General features: G+C 41.9%; 20 protein-coding genes and 1 pseudogene. 17 read left to right on the top strand and 4 right to left on the bottom strand.

What is annotated here, in order from left to right; translation table 11 throughout:
- From RHS_RS19655 to RHS_RS19600, 12 genes and pseudogenes are all read left to right on the top strand, one after another.
- A pseudogene (locus RHS_RS19655) lies at nucleotides 1-190 on the top strand (6-phosphofructokinase); the annotation flags it as partial.
- Between the two features lie 18 nt (nucleotides 191-208).
- Nucleotides 209-1,903, top strand: coding sequence for a DNA polymerase III subunit gamma/tau (gene dnaX, locus RHS_RS19650; protein ID WP_047834126.1), 1,695 nt, complete (start codon nucleotides 209-211; stop codon nucleotides 1,901-1,903).
- 24 nt (nucleotides 1,904-1,927) lie between these two features.
- Nucleotides 1,928-2,284, top strand: a complete 357-nt coding sequence (locus RHS_RS19645) for a YbaB/EbfC family nucleoid-associated protein (RefSeq protein ID WP_027295789.1) — start codon at nucleotides 1,928-1,930, stop codon at nucleotides 2,282-2,284.
- On the top strand, nucleotides 2,284-2,880 hold the full coding sequence (gene recR, locus RHS_RS19640; protein WP_027295790.1) for a recombination mediator RecR: 597 nt from the start codon (nucleotides 2,284-2,286) through the stop codon (nucleotides 2,878-2,880). Before RHS_RS19645 ends, recR begins: the two co-directional genes overlap by 1 nt.
- Before the next feature lie 202 nt (nucleotides 2,881-3,082).
- Complete coding sequence (locus RHS_RS19635) at nucleotides 3,083-4,723, top strand: sensor histidine kinase (RefSeq protein ID WP_047834125.1); 1,641 nt, start codon at nucleotides 3,083-3,085, stop codon at nucleotides 4,721-4,723.
- Complete coding sequence (locus RHS_RS19630; RefSeq protein WP_047834124.1) at nucleotides 4,720-5,505, top strand: response regulator; 786 nt, start codon at nucleotides 4,720-4,722, stop codon at nucleotides 5,503-5,505. The genes RHS_RS19635 and RHS_RS19630 overlap by 4 nt, the downstream gene beginning before the upstream one ends.
- 131 nt (nucleotides 5,506-5,636) lie before the next feature.
- Nucleotides 5,637-7,223: an extracellular solute-binding protein gene (locus RHS_RS19625; protein ID WP_047834123.1), complete on the top strand. Its 1,587-nt coding sequence runs from the start codon at nucleotides 5,637-5,639 to the stop codon at nucleotides 7,221-7,223.
- A 174-nt stretch (nucleotides 7,224-7,397) separates the two neighbouring features.
- Nucleotides 7,398-8,240 (top strand): ABC transporter permease, encoded by an 843-nt coding sequence (locus RHS_RS19620; RefSeq protein ID WP_395023037.1) that lies wholly within the window; start codon nucleotides 7,398-7,400, stop codon nucleotides 8,238-8,240.
- Between the two features lie 11 nt (nucleotides 8,241-8,251).
- On the top strand, nucleotides 8,252-9,148 hold the full coding sequence (locus tag RHS_RS19615; protein WP_027295795.1) for a carbohydrate ABC transporter permease: 897 nt from the start codon (nucleotides 8,252-8,254) through the stop codon (nucleotides 9,146-9,148).
- Nucleotides 9,149-9,157: 9 nt separating this feature from the next.
- Nucleotides 9,158-11,863: a hypothetical protein gene (locus RHS_RS19610; protein ID WP_047834121.1), complete on the top strand. Its 2,706-nt coding sequence runs from the start codon at nucleotides 9,158-9,160 to the stop codon at nucleotides 11,861-11,863.
- On the top strand, nucleotides 11,860-13,212 hold the full coding sequence (locus RHS_RS19605; protein ID WP_044289625.1) for a GH1 family beta-glucosidase: 1,353 nt from the start codon (nucleotides 11,860-11,862) through the stop codon (nucleotides 13,210-13,212). Before RHS_RS19610 ends, RHS_RS19605 begins: the two co-directional genes overlap by 4 nt.
- A 123-nt stretch (nucleotides 13,213-13,335) precedes the next feature.
- Nucleotides 13,336-16,461, top strand: a complete 3,126-nt coding sequence (locus tag RHS_RS19600; protein ID WP_047834120.1) for a glycosyl hydrolase — start codon at nucleotides 13,336-13,338, stop codon at nucleotides 16,459-16,461.
- Here RHS_RS19600 and RHS_RS19595 read toward each other — a convergent pair whose 3' ends face one another.
- From RHS_RS19595 to RHS_RS19580, 4 genes are all read right to left on the bottom strand, one after another.
- Complete coding sequence (locus RHS_RS19595; protein WP_027295799.1) at nucleotides 16,462-17,256, bottom strand: ABC transporter permease subunit; 795 nt, start codon at nucleotides 17,254-17,256, stop codon at nucleotides 16,462-16,464.
- A 62-nt stretch (nucleotides 17,257-17,318) separates the two neighbouring features.
- Nucleotides 17,319-18,113: an ABC transporter permease subunit gene (locus RHS_RS19590; RefSeq protein WP_044297623.1), complete on the bottom strand. Its 795-nt coding sequence runs from the start codon at nucleotides 18,111-18,113 to the stop codon at nucleotides 17,319-17,321.
- Between the two features lie 14 nt (nucleotides 18,114-18,127).
- A complete protein-coding gene (locus tag RHS_RS19585; RefSeq protein WP_047834119.1) occupies nucleotides 18,128-19,009 on the bottom strand; it encodes an ABC transporter ATP-binding protein in 882 nt (293 codons plus the stop codon).
- Entirely contained in the window at nucleotides 19,006-19,626 is a 621-nt protein-coding gene (locus RHS_RS19580; RefSeq protein WP_027295802.1) for a TetR/AcrR family transcriptional regulator, read from the bottom strand. The genes RHS_RS19585 and RHS_RS19580 overlap by 4 nt, the downstream gene beginning before the upstream one ends.
- 426 nt (nucleotides 19,627-20,052) lie before the next feature.
- Between RHS_RS19580 and RHS_RS19575 the strand changes: the two genes are divergently transcribed.
- From RHS_RS19575 to RHS_RS19555, 5 genes are all read left to right on the top strand, one after another.
- Nucleotides 20,053-21,477 (top strand): ABC transporter substrate-binding protein, encoded by a 1,425-nt coding sequence (locus RHS_RS19575; RefSeq protein ID WP_047834118.1) that lies wholly within the window; start codon nucleotides 20,053-20,055, stop codon nucleotides 21,475-21,477.
- Between the two features lie 106 nt (nucleotides 21,478-21,583).
- Nucleotides 21,584-22,459, top strand: a complete 876-nt coding sequence (locus RHS_RS19570; RefSeq protein ID WP_044289626.1) for a carbohydrate ABC transporter permease — start codon at nucleotides 21,584-21,586, stop codon at nucleotides 22,457-22,459.
- On the top strand, nucleotides 22,459-23,292 hold the full coding sequence (locus tag RHS_RS19565; protein ID WP_027295805.1) for a carbohydrate ABC transporter permease: 834 nt from the start codon (nucleotides 22,459-22,461) through the stop codon (nucleotides 23,290-23,292). Before RHS_RS19570 ends, RHS_RS19565 begins: the two co-directional genes overlap by 1 nt.
- Before the next feature lie 48 nt (nucleotides 23,293-23,340).
- A complete protein-coding gene (locus RHS_RS31415; protein ID WP_395023031.1) occupies nucleotides 23,341-25,122 on the top strand; it encodes a sensor histidine kinase in 1,782 nt (593 codons plus the stop codon).
- Nucleotides 25,122-26,443, top strand: a 1,322-nt coding sequence (locus RHS_RS19555) for a response regulator (RefSeq protein ID WP_047834117.1), incomplete at its 3' end; no start/stop codon positions are given. The genes RHS_RS31415 and RHS_RS19555, both read left to right, overlap by 1 nt.

The following is a 26,443-nucleotide window of genomic DNA, read 5'->3' as shown; positions in this document are numbered from 1 at the left end:
GTCTACCAGACTGGGCGCAGAAGCAGCACAGTGTATTCTGGATAAGGAATATGGCTGTATGGTTGGAATCGTAAATGGAAAAGCGAAGAAGATTCCACTGGAAGATGTAGCAGGTAAGTTAAAAATGGTATCGCCGGATGACCAGCTGATTAAGGAAGCAAAATTAATCGGCATTAGTTTTGGAGATTAATAGATTGGAGAGTAAAGCATGAGTTATACTGCTTTATACCGTAAATTCCGTCCGGATACTTTTGCGGATGTAAAAGGTCAGGACCATATAGTTACAACGCTGAAAAATCAAATTAAGGCAGATAGAATCGGGCATGCTTACCTGTTTTGCGGAACCCGTGGAACAGGTAAGACAACCATTGCCAAGATTCTGGCAAAGGCAGTAAATTGTGAACATCCGATTGATGGCAATCCCTGCAACGAATGTGAAACCTGTAAGGCAATTTCAACAGGAAGTTCCATGAATGTAATCGAAATCGATGCGGCTTCGAATAATGGTGTGGACAATATTCGTGAAATTCGTGATGAGGTAGCTTATTCACCTACCGAGGGCAGATTCAAGGTATACATTATCGACGAGGTTCATATGCTGTCTATAGGTGCGTTTAATGCGCTTCTTAAGACTCTGGAAGAGCCGCCTTCGTATGTAATCTTTATCCTGGCAACTACAGAGGCACATAAGATTCCGATTACGATTCTGTCCAGGTGTCAGAGGTATGACTTTAAGCGAATTGCCCTGACAACGATTAGTTCCCATCTGAATAAACTTATGGAAGAAGAACAGGTGGAAGTAGAAACAAAGGCAACAAACTACATTGCAAAAAAAGCAGACGGTTCCATGCGAGATGCCCTGAGTCTCTTGGATCAGTGTATCGCTTTTTATCTGGGTGAGAAACTTACCTATGATAATGTGCTGGAAGTGCTTGGTGCTGTGGATACGGATGTGTTCAGCGATCTGCTGCGGATGGTGCTCAGCCATGATGTGGCTGGGGCTATGGCAAAGCTTGAAGAGCTGGTAATGCAGGGAAGAGAACTGACGCAGTTCGTAGTAGATTTCACATGGTACATGAGAAACTTGCTTCTTCTGAAAACATCTGATAATATGGAAGATGTTCTGGATGTATCTACAGAAAATATGAAAAAACTTCAGGAAGAGGCCGGGATGGTCAGGGAAGATACCCTTATGCGGTTTATCCGTATTTTTTCTGAGTTATCCAATCAGATCAAGTATGCGTCATCGAAAAGAATATTATTGGAGATTGCCCTGATTAAGCTGTGTAAGCCGGAAATGGAAAATGATGAAATTTCACTGGTTGAGCGGATACGCCTTTTGGAAAAGAAGCTGGAAAGCGGAATAGCCGTCCAGTCAGTTCAGTCTGTACCATCTGGTACTGCAGTGGCGGGAGAAGCTGTTTTGGGCGGAGCTTATCATGCCGGTAATGCAGAAGTACCTCCGGCAGGTACAGGAAATATGGGCAACGCACCGGAAGCCGGTTCTGTGACAAGATCCCAAATGCCGGCACAAGGCCGTAATCTGGAAAAAGCAGCACCGCAGGATCTTCAGGAGGTAAAGAAGATCTGGAAAAGTATCGTTGCTGAGACGGAAGGACGGTTTAAGATTGTCTTATCCATGGCTGAACCCAAATACAATGCCCAGGGAGAAGACGACAGACTGTTTGTTTGTTTTCCGGATTTCCAGGGTGAGCGTTATGTGGCAAGCGAGGAACGTAAGGAAGAGCTGGAGAGGATTATTGCCAGCAAGATTGGAAAAAAAGTAGAAGTGAAGATGATGCTGGAAGTTGACAGCCATCTGAATAAAGGCAATATTGTCAGCATCAGTGTTGAAGATGCAATCAAAGAATTTATACACACAGATGTAGTAATTGAAGACTGATAAGAAATAGGAGGATTTATTAAAATGGCAAAACGTGGAGGATTTCCGGGAGGCGGAATGCCCGGCAACATGAATAATCTGATGAAACAGGCTCAGAAAATGCAGAAACAGATGGAAGAAAACCAGAAAGCATTAGAAGAAAAAGAATATACTGCAAGTGCAGGGGGCGGTGCTGTAGAAGTTACCGTATCCGGTAAAAAAGAAATAACCAAGGTTTCTTTAAAAGAAGAAGTGGTTGATCCCGATGATATTGAAATGTTAGAAGACCTGATTATGGCAGCTACAAATGAAGCACTTCGTAAGATGGAAGAAGAAGCAGGTGCTGCAATGGCGAAGCTGACAGGTGGTCTTGGTGGAATGGGTGGAGGATTTCCGTTCTAATGGATTATTACAGCAGTCAGATCAGTAAATTAATTGAAGAATTGTCAAAGCTGCCGGGTGTGGGGGCCAAATCGGCCCAGCGCTTGGCTTTTCACATTATTAACAGGCCCCTGGATGAGGTGAAGCGGCTTTCCGATGCCATTATCGAGGCGAAGGAAAATGTACGTTACTGCAAACAGTGCTATACTTTGACAGACAGTGAGCTCTGTCCGATTTGCAGAAATCCAAAAAGGGACCAGACTACCATAATGGTTGTGGAAAACACAAGGGATCTGGCGGCATATGAAAAAACCGGTAAATTTGAGGGCGTCTATCACGTACTTCACGGTGCAATATCACCTATGCTGGGGATAGGTCCAAATGATATTAAGTTAAAGGAATTAATGCAGCGTTTGCAGCAGGATATAAAAGAAGTTATAATTGCGACGAATTCAAGTCTGGAAGGTGAGACAACAGCAATGTACATCAGTAAGCTGATTAAACCAACCGGAGTTAAGGTCAGCAGAATTGCCAGTGGAGTGCCGGTAGGCGGTGACCTGGAATATATCGATGAAGTGACTTTGCTAAGAGCCCTGGAAGGGCGTGTGGAATTATAAAAATGTATGCTAAAAGAATCAGGGTAGAAATCTTACTATATGGATTTCTACCCTGATTTTTATTATTTCCCCCCAAAGTTTGTTCTGATAGATTTCATTTCTTCCTGCTAAGTGTTGATAAATAGTAAATATATCTGATATAATTATGTTACTCGCTTTAAAATGGGATTCTGAATGAAAATTAGCTGGAGGAAAATAAAAAATGAGAATATTTACAAAAATTGGAAAGTTATCAGTTACATTGCAGGTGATTATTTTAATGACAGTTCTGATTTTACCAATTAATATTATTGCAGTCGTTTTTTCCTCACAGGTACACCATGCGTTTCTAAGCAAAAGTGTGGAATCAGTTTCCAGGGCGGCTGAAATATATATGTATGAATTGGACCGCAGGATCTATTCGTCAGACACTTACAATATTACTGAGATAGATGAAAATCAGCATGTTTTAGAGTTAAGGAAACATAAGCAGGGAGAGTCGTTTAAAAGAGAGGCTGATTTTTACTGGCAGCAATTAAACAGCCGGGTAAGATACGCGCTGGATGCTGATGGATATTTTTTCTTCATTGAAAATGAGAATTACTTAAATATTGCTTTGCGGAGTAATTACAATGCCGACAAGAAGGATGTGAAGGAATACATTCTCAATTTGTGCGGGGAAAATACACCGTTTGTGTGGGAATGCCGGGAGATCATGGGGAAGAAGTGGATGGTACGTAAATTTGCTCTGGACGGGTTCTATTATGGGGCCCTCATTAATCTCAATGACCTTGAGAAAAAATTTTCCGACAGCCTGTCTATGGAAGAATCAGAAGTCTTTTTTGATAACAAAATGCAGGATAATAAGGAGAAAGGCAGGGAACTAATTGTAGTGAAATCAGCGAAAGCAGATGTTTACATGCACATTTCTCTTTCTCAAAAAGTCCTGGAGGCGCAGATACCGCTGGCTGAGCAAATTTGGTTTTTGATACCGACTATTTATTTGATATTTATCCCAATTATCATTATCGTTTTAAAGAGAATTGTGATCCGGCCAATTCAAAAGGTAAACCATGCAATGGCGGAATTAGAATCTGGAAATTCAGAATATAGGATTACGGAAGTTGGAGAGAACCGGGAGGCTAATGAATTAAACCGCAGGTTTAATTCTATGGCAGGTCAGCTAAAGAGTCTTAAGATACAGATTTATGAATCAGAACTGGAGAAGAGGGACATTGAAGCAACCAATTTAAGGCTGCAGGTGAATCCGCACTTTATTGTCAACTGCCTGAATATAATTTTTAGTCTGGCAAGATCCGGGAAGAACAGGGAGATAAAGGAATTCACCAAATATTTGGCGGATTATCTGAGATTTTCTTTGTGGCACACCAATGGAATGATTCGTTTGTCAGATGAGATGAAATGTGTGGAAAATTATCTTGAGATTCAGAAGATTCGCTTTCCCGGAACATTCAGCTATATTGGGAATTTTGAAGCTGAGGTTATGGAAATACAAATTCCGTCCTTGCTGATATTAAATTTTGTTGAGAATGCAGTAAAATATGCTGTGAGGATGGGCAGCGAAATAGAGATTATTGTCAGCATCCGGAAAGAAGAAGACAGTCTGTTCATCAGTGTCTGTGATACCGGAAATGGCATGACGGAGGAAATGCTTGGGATTTTGAGAAAAGGTGAAATTCCGGAAAATGAGACTGGTAAGCACATTGGCATTTGGAACTGTAAGCGGAGGTTGAAAATGCTGTATCAGGAAAGTGCATACATTAATATTACCAGTTGTCTGGGAGAAGGAACACAGATATTTATCAAAATACCATGGAGGGAAGAAAAGGAGCAGGAACAATGAATGTCTTGATTGTAGATGATGAGATCTTGGCAATACAGGGATTATTAGATGATATTAACTGGGGAAATTTTGAGTTTGACGAAATTCTGACCGCGAATAGTTATACCCAGGCAGTGAATATTTTTCTTCAAAAGAAAGTTGATATTCTGCTGTGTGATATAGAAATGCCTTTTGGAAGCGGGCTTGAACTGGTAAAGTGGGTGAAAGAACATTATCCAAATACAGAGTGCATTTTTTTGACCTGTCACAGTGAATTTGATTTTGCAAAACAGGCAGTTTCCATGCAGTGTCTGGGCTATATTCTGAAGCCGGCTGATTCGTCGGAAGTAGAAGATTATCTGGCAAAGGCACAGCGGCAGGTAAAAGAAAGAGGAGATGCTGAAATGTATGAGAATTATGGGAAGATATACCTGAACAATCTGAAAGATGATGTTAAGGTGCCCATAGCAGCGGATATTGTAGAACAGGTGGAAGAATATATTTACAGTCATATATCAGAACCTTTAAATATCGAAGAAATTGCAAAAGATGTGCATGTGAGCAGTGCCCATCTGGGAAGAATTTTCCGTAAAAAACATAATATGTCAATCATGGATTATATTACGGAGCAGAGGATCAGTCTTGCGAAAAAGCTATTACAGGATGGAAATATTACGGTCAGCGCCGCATCAGTGAAGGCGGGATACAATAATTATTCGTATTTCACGAAGATATTTAAAAAATGCACGGGTAAAACGCCCAGAGAATATATCCAGGAGATGCGAAATAAGGAGATGTTGTAAAAGTGCTAAAGAATGTCGGGAAAGTGTTAATTTTCCAGGGAATAGTATAAGTTTCTGTTGGAATAGTTTAATACAGAACAGTAGGGAAAAGAGTATAATAATCTCATCAAGAAAGATAAAGGAGGATGGTTATGAACACGAAAAAAATGTTGGCCATTTTATTGTCATTGGGGATGGGGTTATCTTTAACAGCTTGTGGAAACTATGAGGGAGAGACAAATTCCACAGCCGGCAAAGAAACAGTTTCTGCAGAATCCAAAAATGAGAGCGGAGAAACAGAGAAAAAGGAGAGCGAAGGTGATGTTTACAATATCGTGATGGAAATTCCGACTCTGGGAAGCGAACCATCCGGTCTGGCTGAAGTAGAAGCCGCCATTAACGAAATTGTAGAACCGGAAATAGGTGTAAACGTTACCCTGTATCCCATTTCCGTGTCTGATTTGAAATCACAGACAAATCTGATGATAGCATCCGGTGACAAACTGGATCTGGTAAGCGTAATCGGAGGTTTATCAGACTATGTGAGCAAGAATGCGTTTCTTTCATTGGATGATCTATACAATCAGTATGGGCAGGACATTAAAGATGCAGAAGGAATCGCAATGGCAGGAGGGTATTACGATGGAATGCTGTACGCTGTTCCATCAGAAGAAAAAATGGTTCTGGTAGATGGTTATTTTGCCAGAAAGGATATGCTGGATGAACTGGGCTTCACGTTTGAAGAGGACAAGGTCTATACAGCGGATGATTTGAGTAAATTATTTAAGGCATTTAAGGACAAATATGGAGAAGGCTATTACGGCATTGCCGGCACAGGATCCACCTCTAATTATTACAGCAGCTTTCATGCAGTAGACTATCTGGGTTCTTCGATGAATACGGGTGTTCTGATTGGAGCTGGATTTGATGGAGACACCAAGGTGACAGACCTGTTCGGTACACCGAAATATGAGGAATTTGCAAACACTATGTATGATTGGGCACAGTCAGGCTATTTCTCGCCGGATGCGTCTACCAATACAGATGCAGCAACTACGCAGATACAGTCAGGCTTTTATCTGGGATACTTTGCAGGTACCGATATTGACGCTAAAATGAATGTGAGCCGGGACTGCGGTACAGAGATGGTTCCGATTACCTTAGTAGATAAATACTGTGCAACACAGAAATATCAATCAACCATGTGGTCAATCCCTTATAATTGTGAAAATCCTGAAAAGACCTTTCAGTTCCTTAATATGCTGTATGCAGATAATGAACTGGACAATATTCTGACTTATGGGCTGGAGGGGATTAGTTATGAGGTAGTTGAAAAAGGGGAAGTTCCCGGACAGGCTGTGATCCGCTTTGCAGATGGGGTAAATGAGTCTAACAGTCCTTATCATATGCCGCTGCATGTATATGGGGATAAATCCACAATCAGTGTATTTGAACCCCTGACTCTGGACTATTATAAGGAATTAAAAGAATTTAATTCCAGTGTTTCTGATAAACGGAAATCCTGTACGCTGGGCTATGTATTTAATGCTGCCAATGTATCGGCACAAAAAGCAGCAGTAGATGCCGTAGTTTCCCAGTATACAGGAATAATATCAACCGGTGCCCAGAATCCGGAGGAAATACTACCCGAGTTCAGACAGGCATTGAAGGATGCAGGTATTGAGGAAATTGTTAAGGAAAATCAAACGCAATTGGATACCTGGATGGCAGAACAGTAGAATAATAATTTTAGATGGGTTGCCAATAAGAAAGAATCTTATCGGCAGCCCATTCTATCATATTGAGGAGGTAATATGTCTATGCAAGCAAACACGACTTTGCGAAAAACAAAAAAGCTGCTCTTCAAAAGATTTCTTCCAGTGTATGCCTTGGCTCTGCCAGGAATCCTGTATATGTTATGTAATAATTACATTCCAATGTTTGGAATTGTAATCGCATTCAAAAAACTCAATGTCAGAGAAGGAATATTTGGCAGCAGCTGGTGCGGGTTAGATAACTTTAAATTTTTATTTCAATCCAATACTGCATTTACCATTATCCGTAATACAGTATTATATAATCTGGTATTTATTGTATTAGGAACAGTAATCTCTGTAGCAGTTGCAATTCTATTACATGAGGTGAAAAATAAGGCGGCTTCCAGATTTTATCAAAGTATTATATTGCTGCCGTTTCTGATCAGCTGGGTGGTAGTAAGTTACCTGGTTTATGCGCTTTTATCTTCCGATGCTGGAATGTTAAATTCTATGTTGAAAAATCTGGGATTGCATCCGATTAACTGGTATCAGGAGAAAAAGTATTGGCCGCTCATATTAACACTTTGTAATATCTGGAAAGGGACCGGATATACCATGATTATCTATTTGGCAAGTATTGTTGGGATCAGCCAGGATTATTATGAAGCAGCGAGAATAGACGGGGCTTCAAAATGGCAGCAGATTAAAAAGATTACCCTTCCTTTGCTGAAACCAACGGTAATCATAATGTTTATTCTGGCAATTGGCCGAATTTTCGCATCCGATTTTGGACTGTTTTATCAGATTCCTAAAAACTCAGGTGCATTATATTCAGTAAGCCAGACGATTGATGTGTACGTTTTCAATGCGTTGATGAAAAACAGTGATTTTGGGATGTCATCGGCTGCCAGTGTATTCCAGTCTGTTGTGGGATTCGTACTGGTACTTATAGCAAATAAGATTGTTAGAAAATATAGCAGCGAAAGTGCGCTGTTTTAGGAGGGGAGCAAATGAAATCAAAAGAAACGTATATGTGGCAGTTAATTTCAAATATAGTGATGATTTTATTTACAATGGCAGCGCTGCTTCCGTTTATTCTGCTGGTCATAGCTTCGTTTACGGATAATCAGTATGCGACAGTGCAGGGATTCGGATTTTTTCCCAAAGAGTGGAGTCTGGCTGCTTATGAATATATCGCTACGTCATGGCAGACTATTGGAAGAGCATATTTTATGACGATTCTGGTAACGGTGACCGGGACAGCAATCAGTCTTATGGTGACTTCTATGTTCGCCTATGCTCTTGCGGATAAGGAACTTCCGGGAGGTAAAATACTGAACTTTTTATGTGTATTTACCATGTTGTTCGGGGGTGGAATTGTATCAGCTTATTATTGCTGGAATCAGATTTTTCAGGTGAGAGATACCATTCTTGCCCTGATTTTACCTGGTTTACTTATGAGCGGATTCAACGTAATCTTGGTTAAAAATTATTTCATGTTCAGTATTCCGGAATCGCTAAAAGAGGCTGCCAGAATTGACGGCGCCGGAGAGATTAAGATTTACACCGGGATAGTGCTGCCTCTGTCGCGCCCCATTCTTGCTACAATCGGAATGATGACGGCGCTGGCATACTGGAATGACTGGACGAATGGCCTGTATTATCTGACCTTGCGGGAGGGGAGCAAATACTATACGATACAGCTCCTTTTGAATCAGATTAGTGAAAACATTAATTATCTGACCAAGAATGCATCCCAGCTTGCCGGAGCCAATGTGGGAATGCTTCCATCCACCACTGTTCGTATGGCAATAGCCGTTGTAGGTATATTGCCGATTATGATTGCGTATCCGTTTTTTCAAAAATATTTTGTTAAGGGGATTATGCTGGGAGCTGTAAAGGAGTAAGTGCATAGGATGAAAAATATCATTGAAGTTTTATCAGATCAAAGCAGAAACGATTATATTTTTCCTTTTCTATGGATTCATGGAGAGGAAGAAAAGGTATTAAGGGAATACATTCGGGCTGTTTATGACTCCAATATCCGTTCTCTTTGTATAGAGAGCCGTCCCCATCCGGATTTTTGCGGTCCGGGCTGGTGGAGGGACATGGATATTATTCTGGAAGAAGCAAGGCAGCGGGATATGAAGGTATGGATATTAGATGACAGTCATTTTCCGACCGGGTATGCCAATGGTGCCATGAAGAATGCTTCTGTCCAGTTATATCGCCAGAGTGTATATTGTAAGCAAATCGATTTAGACAGTGATGTAGAGCTGTTTACCTGCGGGCTGGGGAAAGAAATTATGGAGATACCGATGAGTCCCCTTGAAAAAATATTAAGAGAATCAGGTAAATGGAAAGAACCGGAATATGTATTTGATGATGACAGAATTTTATCTGTAAAGGCAGCCAGAAGGATAGAAGGGAACAGAGTCAGCCAGATTATAGATGTGCCTTATGATGATTTGGAGAAAAAAATTGAGTGGAGAGTGCCGCAAGGCAGTTGGAGGATCTATATTAGTATTTTGACCAGGAATGCAGGGTACCGGAGAAATTACATTAATATGATGGACACTGCTTCCTGCCGGCTGCTGCTTGATGCGGTTTACGAGCCTCATTATGAACATTATGCAGCATACTTTGGCAGTACGATTGCAGGCTTTTTCTCAGATGAGCCGGAGCTTGGAAATGGCGGGGTGCTTCGTTTTGGAAATATACTGGGCAAGGACGTGGATTTACCATGGAGCTGGGAACTGGAGAAGGCATTAAAAAAGAAACTGGGTGAGGATTTCTCCTGGGTTCGTCTCCTTTGGGAAGAACAGGACGATGAGGAGCTTACAGCCAGAGTAAGGTATGCCTATATGGACCAGGTGACAAGACTGGTTGAAAAAGATTTTTCCAGACAGGTAGGGGATTGGTGCCGGTCACATGGAGTAGAATATATTGGACATGTAATAGAGGATGACAATCAGCATGCCAGAACAGGTTCCAGCCTGGGGCATTATTTTCGTGGGCTGGCAGGACAGGATATGGCGGGGATTGATGATATTGGAGGACAGGTGTTCCCACAGGGGGAGGATGTGATAAGGGAAGATACCCTGGTTCCAAGGGATGGAGAATTTTATCACTTTGTGCTGGGTAAATTAGGAGCTTCCCACGGTGCCATTGACCCTTTAAAAAAAGGAAGAGCTATGTGCGAGATCTTTGGTGCTTATGGTTGGAGAGAAGGAGTGAGACTTGAAAAATATCTGGCGGATCATTTTATGGTTCGTGGGATTAATCGGTTTGTACCCCATGCTTTTTCTGCAAAAGAGTATCCGGACGGTGATGCGCCGCCACATTTTTATGCAGGAGGACATGATCCGCTATTCAGGCATTTTGGAGCGCTGATGAATTATATGCAGCGTATCTGCAGTCTGATAGATGGTGGACAAAGCAGGACTGATGCGGCAATTCTTTATCATGCAGAGGCGGAATGGACCGGACGACGGATGCTCATGCAGAAACCAGCCAGAATTCTGGCGGAGAATCAGATAGACTTTCACTTTATTCCCATTGATGTGTTTACCGATATAAACGTGTATCATACTAGTTTTGATAAAGGGCTTAATGTAAACGGAAACTGTTACCGGATGTTGATCATACCTTATGCTCAGTTCATTCCTGAGGCATTGCAGACCGGGATAGAAAAAATAAAAGAGTCGGGATGCCATGTTGTTTTTCTGGAGGAATTGCCCCAGGGATTGTGTGACAGTGACAAATCCCTGTCCGAAGATGTTATAAACTGCCCGGCAGTGGCACTGAATAGCCTGGCCGATGCTGTTAAAAAGGAAGGGCTCAGGGAAATCCAATTACAGCCGCTATCTTCTTCCATTCGATGCCTGCATTACGCAGGGGATCGGGAAATTTATTATTTTGTGAATGAGGGTACGGAATGTTACAAAGGATGGGTATATCTGCCCGGCAACACCAGGTTTTGTGAGTATGATGCGTGGAACAATTGTATTTACACAGCCGAAGGGAGGGACGGAGAGAAAGTCGGAGAGGATGAAAACAAAGTGGAGCTGCATATAGAAAGCAGTCATTCCTGCATCTTGATAGCGTTATCTGATCAGACAATCCAGCCGGAACTTTATCATAACCGGGTACAAAGAGGCGGGACAGAGATTGAATTTTCCTCTGTATGGCAGTATTCCTTGTGTAAGGCCATAGAATATCCTGCATTTGGCGATAAAAATAATATTCTCCATCTTCATGACATCAGCAGGGAAGAATCCGGATTTTCAGGATTTATCTGTTATGAGAATCAATTTTTCTTTGAAAAGGCAGGACGTGTTGTATTAGAAATTACAGATGCATATGAGGGTGTAGAGGTATTTATTAATGGGACAGGAGCTGGGCTACAGATTGTACCGCCATTTCTGTTTGATATTACAGATTTGATTGTTACCGGAGAAAATACAATCAGAATTGAAGTGGCAACTACTTTAGAGAGAGAGCGGGCGGCGGTAGATGACGAGCAGTTTTTAACGAATGATCAAAATGGAAAGTACCGCCCGATTGGGATAACGGGTGACATCATATTATATTTACAGAACACAGGAGGAGAAAACAAATGAAAATAAAATTTCCTGACAATTTTTTATTTGGAGTGGCGACCAGTGCGGCACAGGTAGAAGGAGCAGCTCATGAAGATGGAAGAGGACTTTCCATCTGGGATGCTTTTTCAAAGATCCCGGGTAATATCACAGACGGATCGGGACCGGAGAGAGCATGTGATATGTATCACCGGTATGAGAAAGATTTAGACCTGGCTCGTGAGATGAATTTGGATACCTTTCGTTTTTCTTTTTCCTGGTCCAGGATTCTGCCGGAAGGAAAAGGGAGGATCAACCAGAAGGGGCTGGATTATTATAAACGTTTTATTGATGCGATGTGGAAGCGGAATATTATTCCCAGTGCAACCGTATATCATTGGGATCTTCCATACGAACTGGAGCGGGACGGTGGCTGGCTAAACCGGGATATTGTGGATTGGTATGGGGAATATGCTTCTTTGCTTTTTCGGGAATTCGGGAATTCGGTGCCGCAGTGGGCAACATTCAATGAGCCGATTGCTGTCTATGTGGGGTATGCATTAGGTGGATTTGCCCCGGGATATCGAGTAGAGAAATCAGGCAGACAGGCAAATCATAACTTACTCCTGGCACACGGGGAAGGAGTAAAACGTTTTCGCCAGGAACATTTGAAAGAGAGCAAAGTGGGAATTGTGGTAGATGTCTGGCAGCATTATCCGCTGCGTCCGGATCATGAACAGGACTGTATGAAAGCGCAGCTGGAAAATGAGAAAACATTTCATTCTTATTTAAGCCCTGTATTTAAAGGATGTTATCGAAAAGAACTTATGGAATATATGGAAAAAAATAACTGTATGCCTGAGATAAAAGACGGGGATATGGAAAAGATAGCTCAGCCTATGGACTTTTTTGGTCTGAATTGTTATAACCGGGTGCTGGACTGTGCCGATCCTCTTCTTGTGCCGGATAAGAAAAAAAACGGCGGCGGCAATTACCTGGATAATGGAACGGAGTATTACCCCAGGGCTGTCTATGAAGCGGTAAAAATGCTGCAGAGAGAATATCAGGTGGAAGTTCCCATTTTTATCACGGAAAATGGTACTTATGGCTGCAATGAACAGATACAGCCGGATAATCAGATACATGATGAACAGCGTATAAAATACCTGAAAGGATTTCTGTATTGGATTTCTAAGGCCATGGAAGAGGGGGCCGATATCAGAGGATATTATGTCTGGTCCTTACTGGACAACTGGGAGTGGAGTGCTGGATATGAACCCAGGTATGGACTGGTCCATGTTGACTATGAGACACAGCAGAGAATCCAAAAGGACAGTGCAAAATGGTATACAGGGATAGCTGGCACCAAAGAATTGGTGATAGTCTTATAACGGGCTTACAGGATGGAAGATACAAGGTCCGCATGAAGGAAACAAAGTGAAGTGGTGCTTATGTACTGATAAACCAGGGTTTACCGGAAATATGGATAGAAGGAAAGGATAGCAGGTAAGAATATGTTGTATCAAAAAAATGAACAGCCTTTTTCAGCAGCATTATTTGAAAATCCCACCAGTGAGTACCGGGGCACGCCTTTTTGGGCATGGAACTGCCGGCTGGAGAAAAAAGAACTGCTTTGGCAGATAGAACAGCTTGAAAAAATGGGATTTGGAGGCGCCCATATACATGTACGTACGGGAATGGAAACCACTTATCTGAGTGATGAGTTTATCAATCTTGTAAAATCATGTGCGGAGCGTATGCAGTCACGCGGGATGCTGACCTGGCTGTATGATGAGGACCGCTGGCCATCCGGAGCAGCAGGTGGATATGTGACCCGTAATGAGTCATACCGTTCCAGGCACCTCTTACTGACCAGACACCCCTATGGAGAGATGGAAAATGTAAATGAGGCGGTCTCAAGCGCAGCTTCTGGCCGTACGGGAAATGGAAGTCTGATTGCCTGCTACGATATCGCACTGAATGCGGAGGGAATGTTACTTCAGTACAGACGGATGGGAGCGGAAGAACAGGCAGAAGGCATAAAGCTATATGCCTATGAAGAAATCGCGGCTGAATCCCCCTGGTTTAACCACCAGACTTATATCGATACTTTAAATCCCAAGGCTGTTGCAGAGTTTATCAGAATTACATATGAGCGGTATTATGACGCTGTGGGGGCAGAGTTTGGCAGCACCATCCCCGCTATATTTACGGATGAACCGCAGTTTCCTCATAAAGTCACCTTAGAATTTAATCATACCGATAAAGATGTGATACTGCCCTGGACCGGAGATTTTCCGGATTCATATAAGACAGCCTATCCGGGAGAGGAAATTCTGGACTGCCTGCCAGAACTGCTGTGGGAGCTTCCGGGAGAACAGGTGTCGGTCATACGTTACCATTATCACGATCATATTGCGGAGCGGTTTGCATCTGCGTTTGCCGATCAATGTGGGAAATGGTGCAGGGAACATGGCCTGATGCTGACCGGACATATGATGGAAGAACCTACCCTGAAAAGCCAGACGGCTGCGCTGGGGGAAGCTATGCGCTCCTACCGTTCTTTTCAACTGCCTGGAGTGGATATACTGGATGATTCCAGGGAGTTTACCACAGTGAAGCAGGCACAGTCAGCAGCCAGGCAATTTGGATGTCCGGGCGTTGCAAGTGAACTGTATGGTGTAACAAACTGGGATTTTGATTTCAGGGGACATAAACTGCAGGGAGACTGGCAGGCAGCTCTGGGAGTGACGGTACGTGTGCCCCACCTTTCCTGGGTGTCCATGAAGGGAGAAGCTAAGCGTGATTATCCGGCTACTTTTAATTACCAGGCACCCTGGTACGATCAGTATTCCTATGTAGAAAATCATTTTGCCAGGGTTAATACGGCTATGACCCGTGGGAAAGCAGTATGCCATATCGGAGTGATTCATCCCATTGAAAGCTATTGGCTGCATTGGGGAAGCAATGAATCTACGCAGCTGATACGCAGCCAGATGGATGAAAATTTTCAAAATCTAACCAAGTGGCTGTTAGAAGGACTGCTTGATTTTGACTATATCTGCGAATCACTTTTGCCGGAACAGTGTAAGGTGGAAGATATTAAGAAGAAGAGATTTCCTGTAGGTAAAATGGAATATAAGGTTTTGGTAGTGCCTCCTGTTGAAACTCTGCGGTCTACAACGTTAGCCAGGCTTGAGGCATTTCAAAAAATGGGTGGCAGAATTCTGTTTTTTGGAGAGGCGCCTGCTTTGTGTGATGGATATCCAAGTGGCAGAGGGCGGCAGATATGGGAAAAATCTGAACGGGTAATGTTTTATTCCGGAATGGTTCAGGAAAGCCTGAAAGAAGTACGAAATGTAGAAATCCGGGACAGCCATGGTGAAATGATGCGGCATTTTATCTGTCAGCTGCGTGAAGATGGCAACGATCTTTGGTTATTTATCGCACATAGCGATAAACCGGTTAATCAGGATATTTCTCAAATAAAGGATGCAGAATACCTGATTCGTGTGAAGGGAAATTACCAGGTGACCATTATGGACACTATGAATGGTAAGGCAGAGCAGATCTGTTCTGTATGTGAAAATGGTTGGACATTAATAAAGCAGCAACTTTTTGAGCATGACAGCCTTCTTCTTCGGCTGGCAAAGTCCAAAGAGCAAAATCGGGTAATAGCGGAGGAAACGGAAGAAGAAGAATTTATAAGAGATTTCCGGTATTTAAAACCAGTACCGGTTACGTTTGAGGAGCCCAATGTATTAATGTTGGACATTGCAGAAGCGGCGCTTGATGATGAGCCGTATCGGCAGCCGGAAGAAATACTCAGGCTTGATAACAAGTTCAGAAAAGAACTGGGCTGGGATCTGCGGGGAGAGGCGGTGGCACAGCCATGGGTGGAAGAAGACGCATCGACACCACATACGCTCCGCCTTCGATATACGATTCAAAGTCAGAAAGATATGGAAGGCCTTATGCTGGCTTTAGAAAATGATGAAAACGCCACTGTTCTTTTAAATGGGCAGCCGGCCGAAAAGGAAATGGGATGGTATGTGGACAAATGTATGCATACCGTAAAACTCCCGGGAATTTTGAAGGGAGAAAACATTTTAGAATTGTTTATGCCATATGGAAAAAAAGCTGATGCAGAAGCCTGCTTCTTATTGGGGAACTTTGGCGTACAGGTCATGGGCTGCTGCTGTGTGCTTACCGAACCGGTAACAGAGCTTACATTTGGGGACATTACTCGTCAGGGACTGCCTTTTTATGGCGGTAATTTAACTTATCATCTGGAAGCGGAAACGACTGGTAATAAGCTGGAGATCGAAGCCAGTTACTACAGAGGCCACCTAATCAAAATATATGTGGATGGAGAGGAGCAGGGAAACATTGCATTTTCTCCCTATCGGATCTGTATAAATAATTTGAAGCCGGGGCGGCATAAAATTGATCTGAAATATTATGGAAGCCGTGTGAATACATTTGGACAGCTGCACCGCAATGACAGAAGCAATTCCTGGAGTGGTCCGAATTCCTGGAGGACTGACGGGGCGGCATGGACCTGGGAGTACCGTTTTTGGAAACAGGGGATATTAAAATCCCCTGAAATTAAGGATCTAATACTAAAAAGGTCCCAATAGTTAACAGTGCAGATCCCTGCGCTGATGAAGTATAAAGGAAGCGGAAATGCACAGGAGAGCCACTATGGCACAGACCAGTATATACTGCTGCGAAAGCCCCTGTGTAAGAACTTCCTTTCCATCAAAATATTTAAAAGGTGTGAGATAACCCAGCCATTCAATTTTTTCACTGAAATCAGCAGCAATGGACATCAAAAATGTAACCAGCACAAGGCCCATAGAGATATTGCTGGCTGTTTTCATTCGGACACAAAGCATGGACATGAGTAAACCAAATCCAAAGAAAACAAGCTGGATGAAGAATAATCCGATCATCATTGGCAGAAAATCCGATACAATATTGTCATCAAAAATAATCTTCACACTTACAACGGCGATGAGAAAGGAAACAGCATTCAGCAAAAACAGCTGGCAGAGTGCACTGCAGAGCTTATCAGCCAGGATGGTATTTCTGGAACGTGACTTAACATACAGAAATTCAAATGTCTTATCCCGTTCTTCTTTTCCGAAGATGGAGACACCCAGGGAAGCTGCATGGAATGCGGCGATCAGAGCGATATAAGTAAATACGATTGCAAAAACTCCGATAGCGGTTGAATAATCCACCACGCCTACTCCGAAGACTGTCTGGACGCTTTTGGGAAGCTGCTCCAAAAGCTCATTCACACCGGCATCGCTTTGTCCCACCATGGAGGTTGTCTTACCGGCGCTTGCTATAATCAGAAAAATAATCCCAATGCACCAGAAAGAAAAAGTTTTTATATTAGATTTACATTCACGAATAAATAGATTCATAATAAATGGTCTCCTTCCCAGAGAGTAATTGAAAATGGAGTGTCAAAGCATTCAGACACGCTTTAAGCACTGTGAATATCTTTTGTCTGGTAACGCCAGAAGCCTAGCAGTGTAAGTAAAATAACAGCCACGATCAGACAGATCAGCAAAGGATAGTCATACTTCTGATTTAATGTAATGTAAGAGGGATTGATGTAGCTCATTGGAGAGATAAAATCCAGTGCCCTTTCATCAAACATATTTGCTAACATCTGGAGCCCAAAGCAAAGTGCGCCAACTCCGATTCCAATAAATACAGGAGCTTTAGCCTTTTTCAAAAAACAACCGATACAGAATCCCAGGGCGGTAAATAAAAGTCCGGTCAGTATCACAGCAAAAGAGAGCAAATAGAATATCTTATGGTTAAATGCACCGCCATATTGGTTTGCAAAAATGAAACTCACACCAAAATATATAAATCCGGATATAATAATACAGAGCACAACTGCCAGATATTTATTTGCCAATATACGGATCCGGCTTACGGGTTTGGTAAATAAAAAATCACAGGTTTTGCGTGCACTTTCTTTGCCAATCACCTGGATTCCGGAAATCAAACCCTGAATGGAAGAACAGAGGATCACATACACCAGCACAAAGCTGTAGAAACCGTGAAAACTGCCAAGACCATCAGGTCCCAGACCAAGAGCCTTTAATACTTCGGGAGGATATTGTTCCATTAGTTTATTAACTGCTTCCATATCCCCGGTAAAAGAAGGATACAGGCAGATAAAGAATATGCCAGCGCAGCTTAATGACAATGCCCATATAAGTGCGGGCTTAAGATTCCACTTAAATTCCTGAATAAATATGTTCATAGAAATCCCCCCTCCTAATTATAGTAATGCATAAAGATCTCTTCCAGATCCGGTTCCTGAACGCTTAGATCCTGCAGGGAGAGTTCGCCTATCAGATGCGTCATCCGGTTAACATTACCACGATAAATAAAGGATGCATGGAGTTTTTCTATTTTCAGGTTAGACAGGCCCTTTATTTGAAATACATCCGGATTAAGTGCTTCTTTGGATTCCAGCTCTATCTTTTTATAACTGTCTTCTTTTAAGGATGCCATGGTATCTAGTTTAATCAGTTTTCCTTCTTTTATAAAGCCCACACGGTCACACATTTTCTGAACCTCTGACAGGATATGGGAGGAAAAGAAAACGGTGGCACCATTACGGTTTTCCTCCTGGATCAGATCAAAGAATTTCTTCTGCATCAATGGGTCCAGCCCACTGGTAGGTTCATCCAGAATAATTAATTTAGGACTATGTAACAATCCCTGTACAATACCGACTTTCTTGCGGTTTCCAAAGGACAGGTCCTCGATCTTGCGTCCGGTATCCAATTCCAGAACATCACATAATTCCCTTATCTTTTTCTTACAGTCCTTTTTATAAAAGGAAGCAGAGTAATTAAGCAGATCTTTTACCTTCATATTGTCATAATAAAACACCTCGCTGGGCAGGTATCCTACTTCTTTTGCAATTTCGCTGGCATTTTTGATGCAGTCGGCGCCAAAGATGGAAGCAGAACCGCTGGTTGGATAAATCAGCGACAGAAGACATCGGATCGTGGTGGACTTTCCGGCACCGTTAGGACCAATAAATCCAAAGATTTCACCCTCCTGTATAGCAAGTGTAATATCCTCGATACCGCGGTGTTTGCCGTAAGTCTTTGTCAGTTTATTGATTTCAATAATGTTCTTCGTCATAAGAACTCCTCCTTATAGGATACCTTTTTTAATAAATCGGACCAGACGGTGTAATGGTTCATCAGGTCCGGTATCAGTACAGTTTCCGAAACCCGTTCTTTTTCATACATATAGCCCTCCGTCATCCAGATTAACATGTGGTAAATCTCTTTTGGGTCAATCTCTTCTTTAAACTTACCCAGATCAATATTTTTTAAATATTTCTCAAAAGAAGTATCAATCTGCGACTGCATTTTATCCTGTACTTCGCCGGAGACAGTTTCATTTTGGGAATAATAAGTCTTAATAAAAAATTTCATAATATGAGGCGTTTTTGCCAGAATAACTGCCTTCTTTTGGGCCATGTAATGAAGCAATTCAAAAAAATCGGTGATATCTTCAAAATGCATATCCATAATATAATTTTTTACAAGAGAAACGGTATATTCCAGCAAATACAGATAAAAACTTTTCTTATTGTGAAAATAGTGGAAGAGCAGCCCTTTGGAGATACCGGCTTTTCTGGCAATTTCATCTGTTGAAGCCCGTTTGTATTCGTGATTGGAAAACACTTCAATTCCGGCGTTGATAATACGCTGCTGTTTTTCTTCCGGCAGGCGAAAAAACATTTCATTCATGGGAAACCTCCTCCTTTAAATAGTTAAAATATTTGAAATATGGGTACCACAGTGTATTTTTTGCTTTATCTGATTGACTGTGCAGGATTGACTGGACTGGTTAATCCTAATTATATGCTATTGACTATTTTTTACAAGGGGGCAGGGACATTAAATTTGCATAAAAAAGTTACTCCAACTAATATATAAAAGTTACTCCCGTTCATGGTATGATTTGGTCATGAAAAAGAAACCTGCAGGGATCAAGAATAAAACCAAAGCAATAAAATAAAGCAATAAAATATTGCAATAAACAAAGCAATAAAATATAGCAATAAAATAATGAATTAAATAATGCAATATGAACATGCAATATGAAAATGTAATAAGGTAATGTAATAAGGTAATGCAATAAGATAATGGAATCAGAAAACCAGGAGGGAATACATGAAGAAAAAGTTAGTTAGTATTTTAATGGCAGCGGCAATGGTATTATCAATGAAAGCATGTGGCGGCGGCAGCAGTTCTGCCGAAGGAACAAAATCAACGGAAGCTACAAATGCAGCAAAGAGCTCAAAATCAACGGAAGACACAAAAGCTGAAACCAAGGAGAGCGGTGAAACAGCAAAGAACTCTGAGGATGTTAAAGACAGCGAAGAAACCCGGAAAGAGGCTGAGGACGGAGAGCCTGTAACCCTGTCACTTATGGTGACAACCAGACCCACTACGGATAACAAGGATTTTTATCTGGACTGGCTTCCGGAGCTGGTGAAGGAGAAGTATCCGAATATTAATGTAGAAGTAGAACAGCTTCCCACAGATCAGTACAAACAGACAGTCCGGTTAAAGTTTGCCAGCGGGCAGGGTCCTGATATCTTTACCTGGTGGGCAGGGCTGCAGGCTAAGGATCTGGTGGATGCAGGTTATGTAAAAGATCTGTCCGGTTTCTCCCAGTTGGGTAAGTTTAAAAAAGAAATTGCCGACTCTTATATGTTTGATGGCAAAAACTACGGGATACCGTTAGGCTCCAGTTTTTTGACCACCTGGTATAACAAAGCAGCATTTGAAAAGGCTGGTATCAGTCAGATGCCGGAAAATTGGAATCAGTTCCTGGAGTGCTGTGAAAAACTGAAAGCAGCGGGCTATACTCCGATTACCATGGGAGATAAGCAGTCCTTTGTTGTACAGTTTGGTGTGTACCAGATCGGTGCCTCTCAGATTTATGCAGATAATATGGACTTTGACAGCCAGTTATTCACCGGTGAAACTAAGTTTACGGATGACTGCTGGGTAAATACCATCGACAAATATAAAACTTTATATGACAAAGGGTATATCATCGAAAATTCACTTGGACTGTCCCAGGAACAAAGCCGTCAGGCATTCTTAGATGGCAGGGCAGCCATGATATTTGACGGAAGTTTCGGATACGATGCGTTGAATAAAAATGGGGCAGAGGAATTCGATAAAGGGATGTTCTGTATTCCGTCCAATGATGAAGGAGTAGATTTTGTATATAATCTGACTCCATCCAATGGTGTTTTTGCCAGCGCAAACTCCGCAAACCAGGAAGCAATTGATCAGGTTCTGGAGTACTGGTTTACAGAAGGTACTCCGCTGTTTGAAAAATGGGTAGAAACCAGTTCCGATATTTCCTGTTATGAAGGGATTGAGGATTCCAGACCGCTGGTAAAAGAGTATCTGGAGAAATATAAAGATGACCCGAGTATCTACAACCTGAACAATGCATGGCCGGAAGGTGTCAGCGATATGATGTGCACAAAATTCCAGGAAGTAATTGCGGGAAATGCATCTGCAGAAGATGTCTGCCAGGCGATGCAGGACAAATTTGATGAGCTGAATGGAAACTAACCCCCTTTGAAACACGCTCTGGGCATTTACAAATCTGATCTTCATTTTTGTAAGTGCCCTGTTTTATAACAAGAGGTTGAATTTAAAATCTGGAGAGGAAAGCGGTATGTTTGATAAAAAAAAGAGAAACGTGCTATTGCTGTTTATCGTTCCGGCATTGCTGATGTATGTCACATTCTGGATACTGCCCGTTTTGATGTCCTTTTTCTATGGCGTCACAAACTGGAGCGGAATGGGTGAGTATAAATTTATAGGACTGAATAACTTTAAGTACCTGTTAAAAGACGGGACAATGTTCAACTCTATGAAGAATACTGTAATATATGCCGTATTTGTAGTTACATATGGAAATATCCAGGCACTTACGCTGGCGTTAATATTAAATAAGAAGTTAAAGGCAAAGGGATTTTTTCGAACGGTATTTTATCTGCCGGCGTTATTTAGCACCATTGTGGTAGCATTTTTGTGGAGCTATGTCTATGCTCCCTATTATGGTATGATCTCAGAAATATTCAACAAACTGGGACTGGATATTGTGCCGAATCTGTTGGGGCAGAAAGGAACTTCCCTTTTGGCATCAGCCTTTGTGGAAACCTGGAAAACTTCCGGTACCATGACGATTATTTATCTTGCGGGATTACAGAATATCTCCGAAGAAGTTATTGAATCGGCAAAAATAGATGGATGTACGGGATGGCAGGCTATCCGTTTTGTCAAAATTCCAATGCTGTCCAATACGATTACGATTAATGTAATGCTTGGTCTGATTGGAGGCTTTAAATCGTTTGATTATGTATTTGCCCTTACGGGAGGGGGACCGGGTAATTCGTCCAGTACGTTAATGTATTCGATTTATAAAATGGCATTTGTGGAAAGCCAGTTTGGAAAAGCAGAGGCACTGGCTGCGGTTGCCTTTATATTTATCCTGATTATTTCCGTAATTGTACTTCGCATTATGAAACGAAAGGAGCTGGAAGCATAATGAAAAAGAACACAAAAAGTGAAATTTTATGGACGCTGGGAATCGCAGTCTTTTTCGTAATATTTTTATCGCCTCTGATTATTGCTTTATCGGGCTCCCTCAGGGAAGTAAAAGACAGTACCTCTTATCTGAATTTATTCCATAGTTTCAGTCTGGAAAGTTACGGGGTAGCCTTTGGAAAGATGAATTATTTCAGAGCACTTGGCAACAGTATACTGGTAACGGGAATCAGTGTACTTATTCTGGTGATTTTTTGTGCAATGGCAGGATATGCTATCGCAAGGCTGAAAGGAATGCTGGGAGGCTTTTTTCAGATTTTTTTCCTTGCAGGTATGATTGTATCCGCACAGATGTCCATTATACCAATGTACCGGATTGTAAATGCCCTGCATATGGGTAACACCATTGCTGCCCCAATTGCATTGTATGTAACTTCGGCTCTGCCGTTTTCCATTTTTTTGTATACAAATTTTATCAAGTCCGGTGTTCCCTATGTACTTGAGGAAGCAGCCAGAATTGACGGCGCCGGGACGGTATATACCTTTGTCAGAATTGTTGCACCCCTCACAAAACCCGCACTTACTTCTATCGTTATTACCCAGGGAGTGCCGATTTGGAACGATTTCTTCTTTGGTATGCTGTTTTTATCGGCACCGGAGAAAAAAACACTGCCGCTTACCATGCTGAATTTTATCGGTGACATGGAGAACGCCACCCAGTGGAATATGCTGTTTGCTGCCTGTTTCTTAAGTGCAATTCCAATTTTGATTATTTATATGTTCCTGCAGAGGTATTTCGTAAGCGGACTGACGGTGGGAGCTGTCAAAGGTTGAATTGTGTTTTGGCTGTTAATTGGGTAAAATATTTCTGGAGGTGGTGTAATGAAAATTTTAAAAAGCATTCGTTTTAAATTTTTAATTTGTCTTCTGGGAATATCAATATTACCGATTCTGATATTGTTCGGGGTGATTCTGAAAAACAATATGGAGTATTACAACAGCCAGATTTCAGTGGCAAGTGATAACGAAGTACAAAAAATGGTAACCGGTATTAACAGTACCTTTGTGAATCTGAATGATCTTATGACTTCATTGATTTTCAGTCAGTACGACAATGACAGCTGTATGCTGTCCATTTGTGAACAGGAAGGGGCTGGCAGAGAGCCCACGCCAATGGAGCGGCTTACCAACTACCGTAAATTTGAATATGTGAGCAGCAATCTTATTGGGAATAATACTTATGCCAGCGGGGTTTACCTGTTTACGGAAAGCGGTTATACATATTCGTTTGTAAAAAATAAAGAGTTTTATTTAGAAGAGGATTATCAAAATGCACCCTGGTATAAAAGTCTGCTGGACAGCAGGGAATTTCAGATTATTGAAACCTATCAGAGCAGGCACAGCAAGAGTCAGTCAATTCTTATGGCGAGGCGGTTTACGGATGTGAAGGGGAAACATACGGGGGTGCTGGCAGTAGTCTGCACGGATCAGATGTTTGACGCATTAGGAGAAAGCACGCTGCCCTGGGGGGAGAGCTTTTTGATGGATGCAGACGGGAAAACTATTCCCGCAAGCAGCGAGCCGGACAGGCGCGCTCCGGATGATATCCATCAGATTACGAAGAATAACAAAGGCATTATTTTTCGTAAGGATACCAATGATGCCTATATCTATGGCACGCTTGATATCAATGACTGGAAGATTGTATCGGAAGTATCCTTTGACAGCCAAAAACAGCTGTATACACAGAACATGGAATATTTGATACTTTTGATTATGGTCATCATTTTATTTGTCGTTATTCTGGGGTATTTGCTGGAGCGGATGTTTATCCGTCCGCTGGTGGAACTTTCAGGGAGCATGCATGAGACCCCGATTACAGATTTGACCTTTCATCATAATTATCAGGAAAGAAAAGATGAGATTGGATCACTATATCGGCATTATGATAAAATGATAAAGAAAATCAACTGCCTGATTGAAGATACTTATGTTGCGGAGATTAAATTTCTGAAGTCCAGACTGCGGAATCTGATGTCACAGATTAACGCTCATTTTATATTTAATACATTGGAGAATATCAACTGTCTGGCGAAAATTGAAAAGAATAACCAGATTGCAGTAATGTCAAAATCCCTGGGCGATATGCTCCGGTATAGCATCGAATATGAATCAGATGAGGAGACACTGGCAACGGAGATATCTCATATCTGTGAATATCTCAATATACAGGAGATCCGGTTTGGAAGCCCTATTCTGCTTAAGATAGAAAGTTCAGAGGAAATACTGCAAAGTCCTGTTTTGAAATTTATGCTGCAGCCGGTGATTGAAAACTCTATCGAACATGGGCTTGCGGGCGAGGAACCGCCGTGGATTATTGTAGTGCGGGCTTATCGGCAGGATGGGAAGACCATCATAGCCGTACAGGACAACGGAATAGGGATGGAGGAAGATACCTTACGGGAAGTCCGCAGGAGAATCTACCATCCCGAGCATTTGGCTGAGGATGCAAGATATGCCAGCATCGGCCTGTCTAACATTTATAAAAGAATACAGCTGCTGTATGGGGAAGAGTATGGACTGGAGATTGAGAATCTGGCGGGAAGCGGTGTGGAAGTAAAGGTCTGCCTGCCATTTCATGCAGGAGAAGAGGTGGAACAGTAATGGAATACCGCTATATAATTGTGGATGATGAAGTTTTAATCCGGAAGGGATTAATCAGTAAGATTGATGAAATCACATCATTGAAAGCTCTTTGTGTGGGAGAAGCAGCAAATGGGGTGGAAGGCCTTCGCGTCATAGGGGAAACAAATCCGGATATTATTATTACTGATATGAAAATGAAAAAAATGGACGGCGTAGAATTTCTGGAACGAATCAGTGAGCGATTTCCGGAAAAGCCGATCATTGTAATCAGCGGATATAAAGCTTTTGATTACATGAATAAAGCAATCGAAAAAAGAGTGATTGGATACGTACTTAAGCCTTTTTCCCCGGAAGAAATTGAAAAGCAGTTACAAAAGGCAATTGAACAGATTGAGAATCAGAAGAACTTTTTCATTTTACAGGAAAAAGCAAAATCACTGGATCAGCGGAAAATAAAGGACATTCTGCTCAGCGCCATTTTAGAACCATGGAATGAGGCACTGGAGGAAGAACTGCGTCAGAAGGGATGGGGACTGGATCATTATTACCTGCTAATATCTGTTTATACAAAGGACAGGAAGATTGCTGAAAATGCAGAACAAATATGCCGGTCTTATTTAAGCGATATCAGGCATGAATTTCTGCTGAATGGATTTGGAAGCAGCAATGGATTTCTGCTGCTTAGCTGCAGGGAAGAAAAACTGGTTTCCAAAATGGAAGTAAAAGCAGGGCATATAGCCGGTCATATCATGAAAGATGCTGCCGGAAAGATTTTTATCTGTATCGCAAAAGGGAGAAAAGGGTTTGGTGAGCTTCATAAGAATTATGTGAAAAATGAAAAGCTGGTCTGTAATATCAGACTGGAGGATCAGAAAAGGCTGTTTTATGAAAATGAAGAAGAGCGGGACGAGGTATACAATCAGGAGTATATCAAAGATGTCTTTTTGAAAATCAAATACCATCAGGAACAGGCAAGAGAGATCATGGAGGCATATTTTGATCAAATGGATACGAAAAGATACTCCCTGAAAGCGATTGGAAATGCGTGTGAAAGCATTGTTTCAATGGTAAACCAGTATGCGGTGGGAGTGGGTGTGGATACTGATGATATCATGAGTGTATTTTATAAACGATATCTTTACTGCGATGACCTGGGTAAGATGAAAAATGAAATATCAGGTTATATTACGCTGATCATAAATTCTATTCAATTGAAAAGCCCGGATCAGAATCAGCTGTTTCATTCCGTTCAGGCTTATATCCAAAGAAATTATCACCGTAAACTGACCCTTCAGATGATTTCTTCTGAATTTTTTGTAACACCAGCGTATTGCAGCAG

Origin of the sequence: Robinsoniella sp. RHS (genome assembly GCF_001029355.1) — a bacterium.
GTDB lineage: Bacteria > Bacillota > Clostridia > Lachnospirales > Lachnospiraceae > Robinsoniella > Robinsoniella peoriensis.
Note: the sequence above shows the minus strand (reverse complement) of the source record. Positions and strands in the feature narration are given on the sequence as shown.

What these genes read in the sequence shown, in the direction of transcription:
- dnaX (WP_047834126.1), top strand. Translation starts at nt 209, where the DNA reads ATGAGTTATACTGCTTTATACCGTAAATTCCGTCCGGATACTTTTGCG.
- RHS_RS19645 (WP_027295789.1), top strand. Translation starts at nt 1,928, where the DNA reads ATGGCAAAACGTGGAGGATTTCCGGGAGGCGGAATGCCCGGCAACATG.
- recR (WP_027295790.1), top strand. Translation starts at nt 2,284, where the DNA reads ATGGATTATTACAGCAGTCAGATCAGTAAATTAATTGAAGAATTGTCA.
- RHS_RS19635 (WP_047834125.1), top strand. Translation starts at nt 3,083, where the DNA reads ATGAGAATATTTACAAAAATTGGAAAGTTATCAGTTACATTGCAGGTG.
- RHS_RS19630 (WP_047834124.1), top strand. Translation starts at nt 4,720, where the DNA reads ATGAATGTCTTGATTGTAGATGATGAGATCTTGGCAATACAGGGATTA.
- RHS_RS19625 (WP_047834123.1), top strand. Translation starts at nt 5,637, where the DNA reads ATGAACACGAAAAAAATGTTGGCCATTTTATTGTCATTGGGGATGGGG.
- RHS_RS19620 (WP_395023037.1), top strand. Translation starts at nt 7,398, where the DNA reads ATGTTATGTAATAATTACATTCCAATGTTTGGAATTGTAATCGCATTC.
- RHS_RS19615 (WP_027295795.1), top strand. Translation starts at nt 8,252, where the DNA reads ATGAAATCAAAAGAAACGTATATGTGGCAGTTAATTTCAAATATAGTG.
- RHS_RS19610 (WP_047834121.1), top strand. Translation starts at nt 9,158, where the DNA reads ATGAAAAATATCATTGAAGTTTTATCAGATCAAAGCAGAAACGATTAT.
- RHS_RS19605 (WP_044289625.1), top strand. Translation starts at nt 11,860, where the DNA reads ATGAAAATAAAATTTCCTGACAATTTTTTATTTGGAGTGGCGACCAGT.
- RHS_RS19600 (WP_047834120.1), top strand. Translation starts at nt 13,336, where the DNA reads ATGTTGTATCAAAAAAATGAACAGCCTTTTTCAGCAGCATTATTTGAA.
- RHS_RS19595 (WP_027295799.1), bottom strand. Translation starts at nt 17,256, where the DNA reads ATGAATCTATTTATTCGTGAATGTAAATCTAATATAAAAACTTTTTCT.
- RHS_RS19590 (WP_044297623.1), bottom strand. Translation starts at nt 18,113, where the DNA reads ATGAACATATTTATTCAGGAATTTAAGTGGAATCTTAAGCCCGCACTT.
- RHS_RS19585 (WP_047834119.1), bottom strand. Translation starts at nt 19,009, where the DNA reads ATGACGAAGAACATTATTGAAATCAATAAACTGACAAAGACTTACGGC.
- RHS_RS19580 (WP_027295802.1), bottom strand. Translation starts at nt 19,626, where the DNA reads ATGAATGAAATGTTTTTTCGCCTGCCGGAAGAAAAACAGCAGCGTATT.
- RHS_RS19575 (WP_047834118.1), top strand. Translation starts at nt 20,053, where the DNA reads ATGAAGAAAAAGTTAGTTAGTATTTTAATGGCAGCGGCAATGGTATTA.
- RHS_RS19570 (WP_044289626.1), top strand. Translation starts at nt 21,584, where the DNA reads ATGTTTGATAAAAAAAAGAGAAACGTGCTATTGCTGTTTATCGTTCCG.
- RHS_RS19565 (WP_027295805.1), top strand. Translation starts at nt 22,459, where the DNA reads ATGAAAAAGAACACAAAAAGTGAAATTTTATGGACGCTGGGAATCGCA.
- RHS_RS31415 (WP_395023031.1), top strand. Translation starts at nt 23,341, where the DNA reads ATGAAAATTTTAAAAAGCATTCGTTTTAAATTTTTAATTTGTCTTCTG.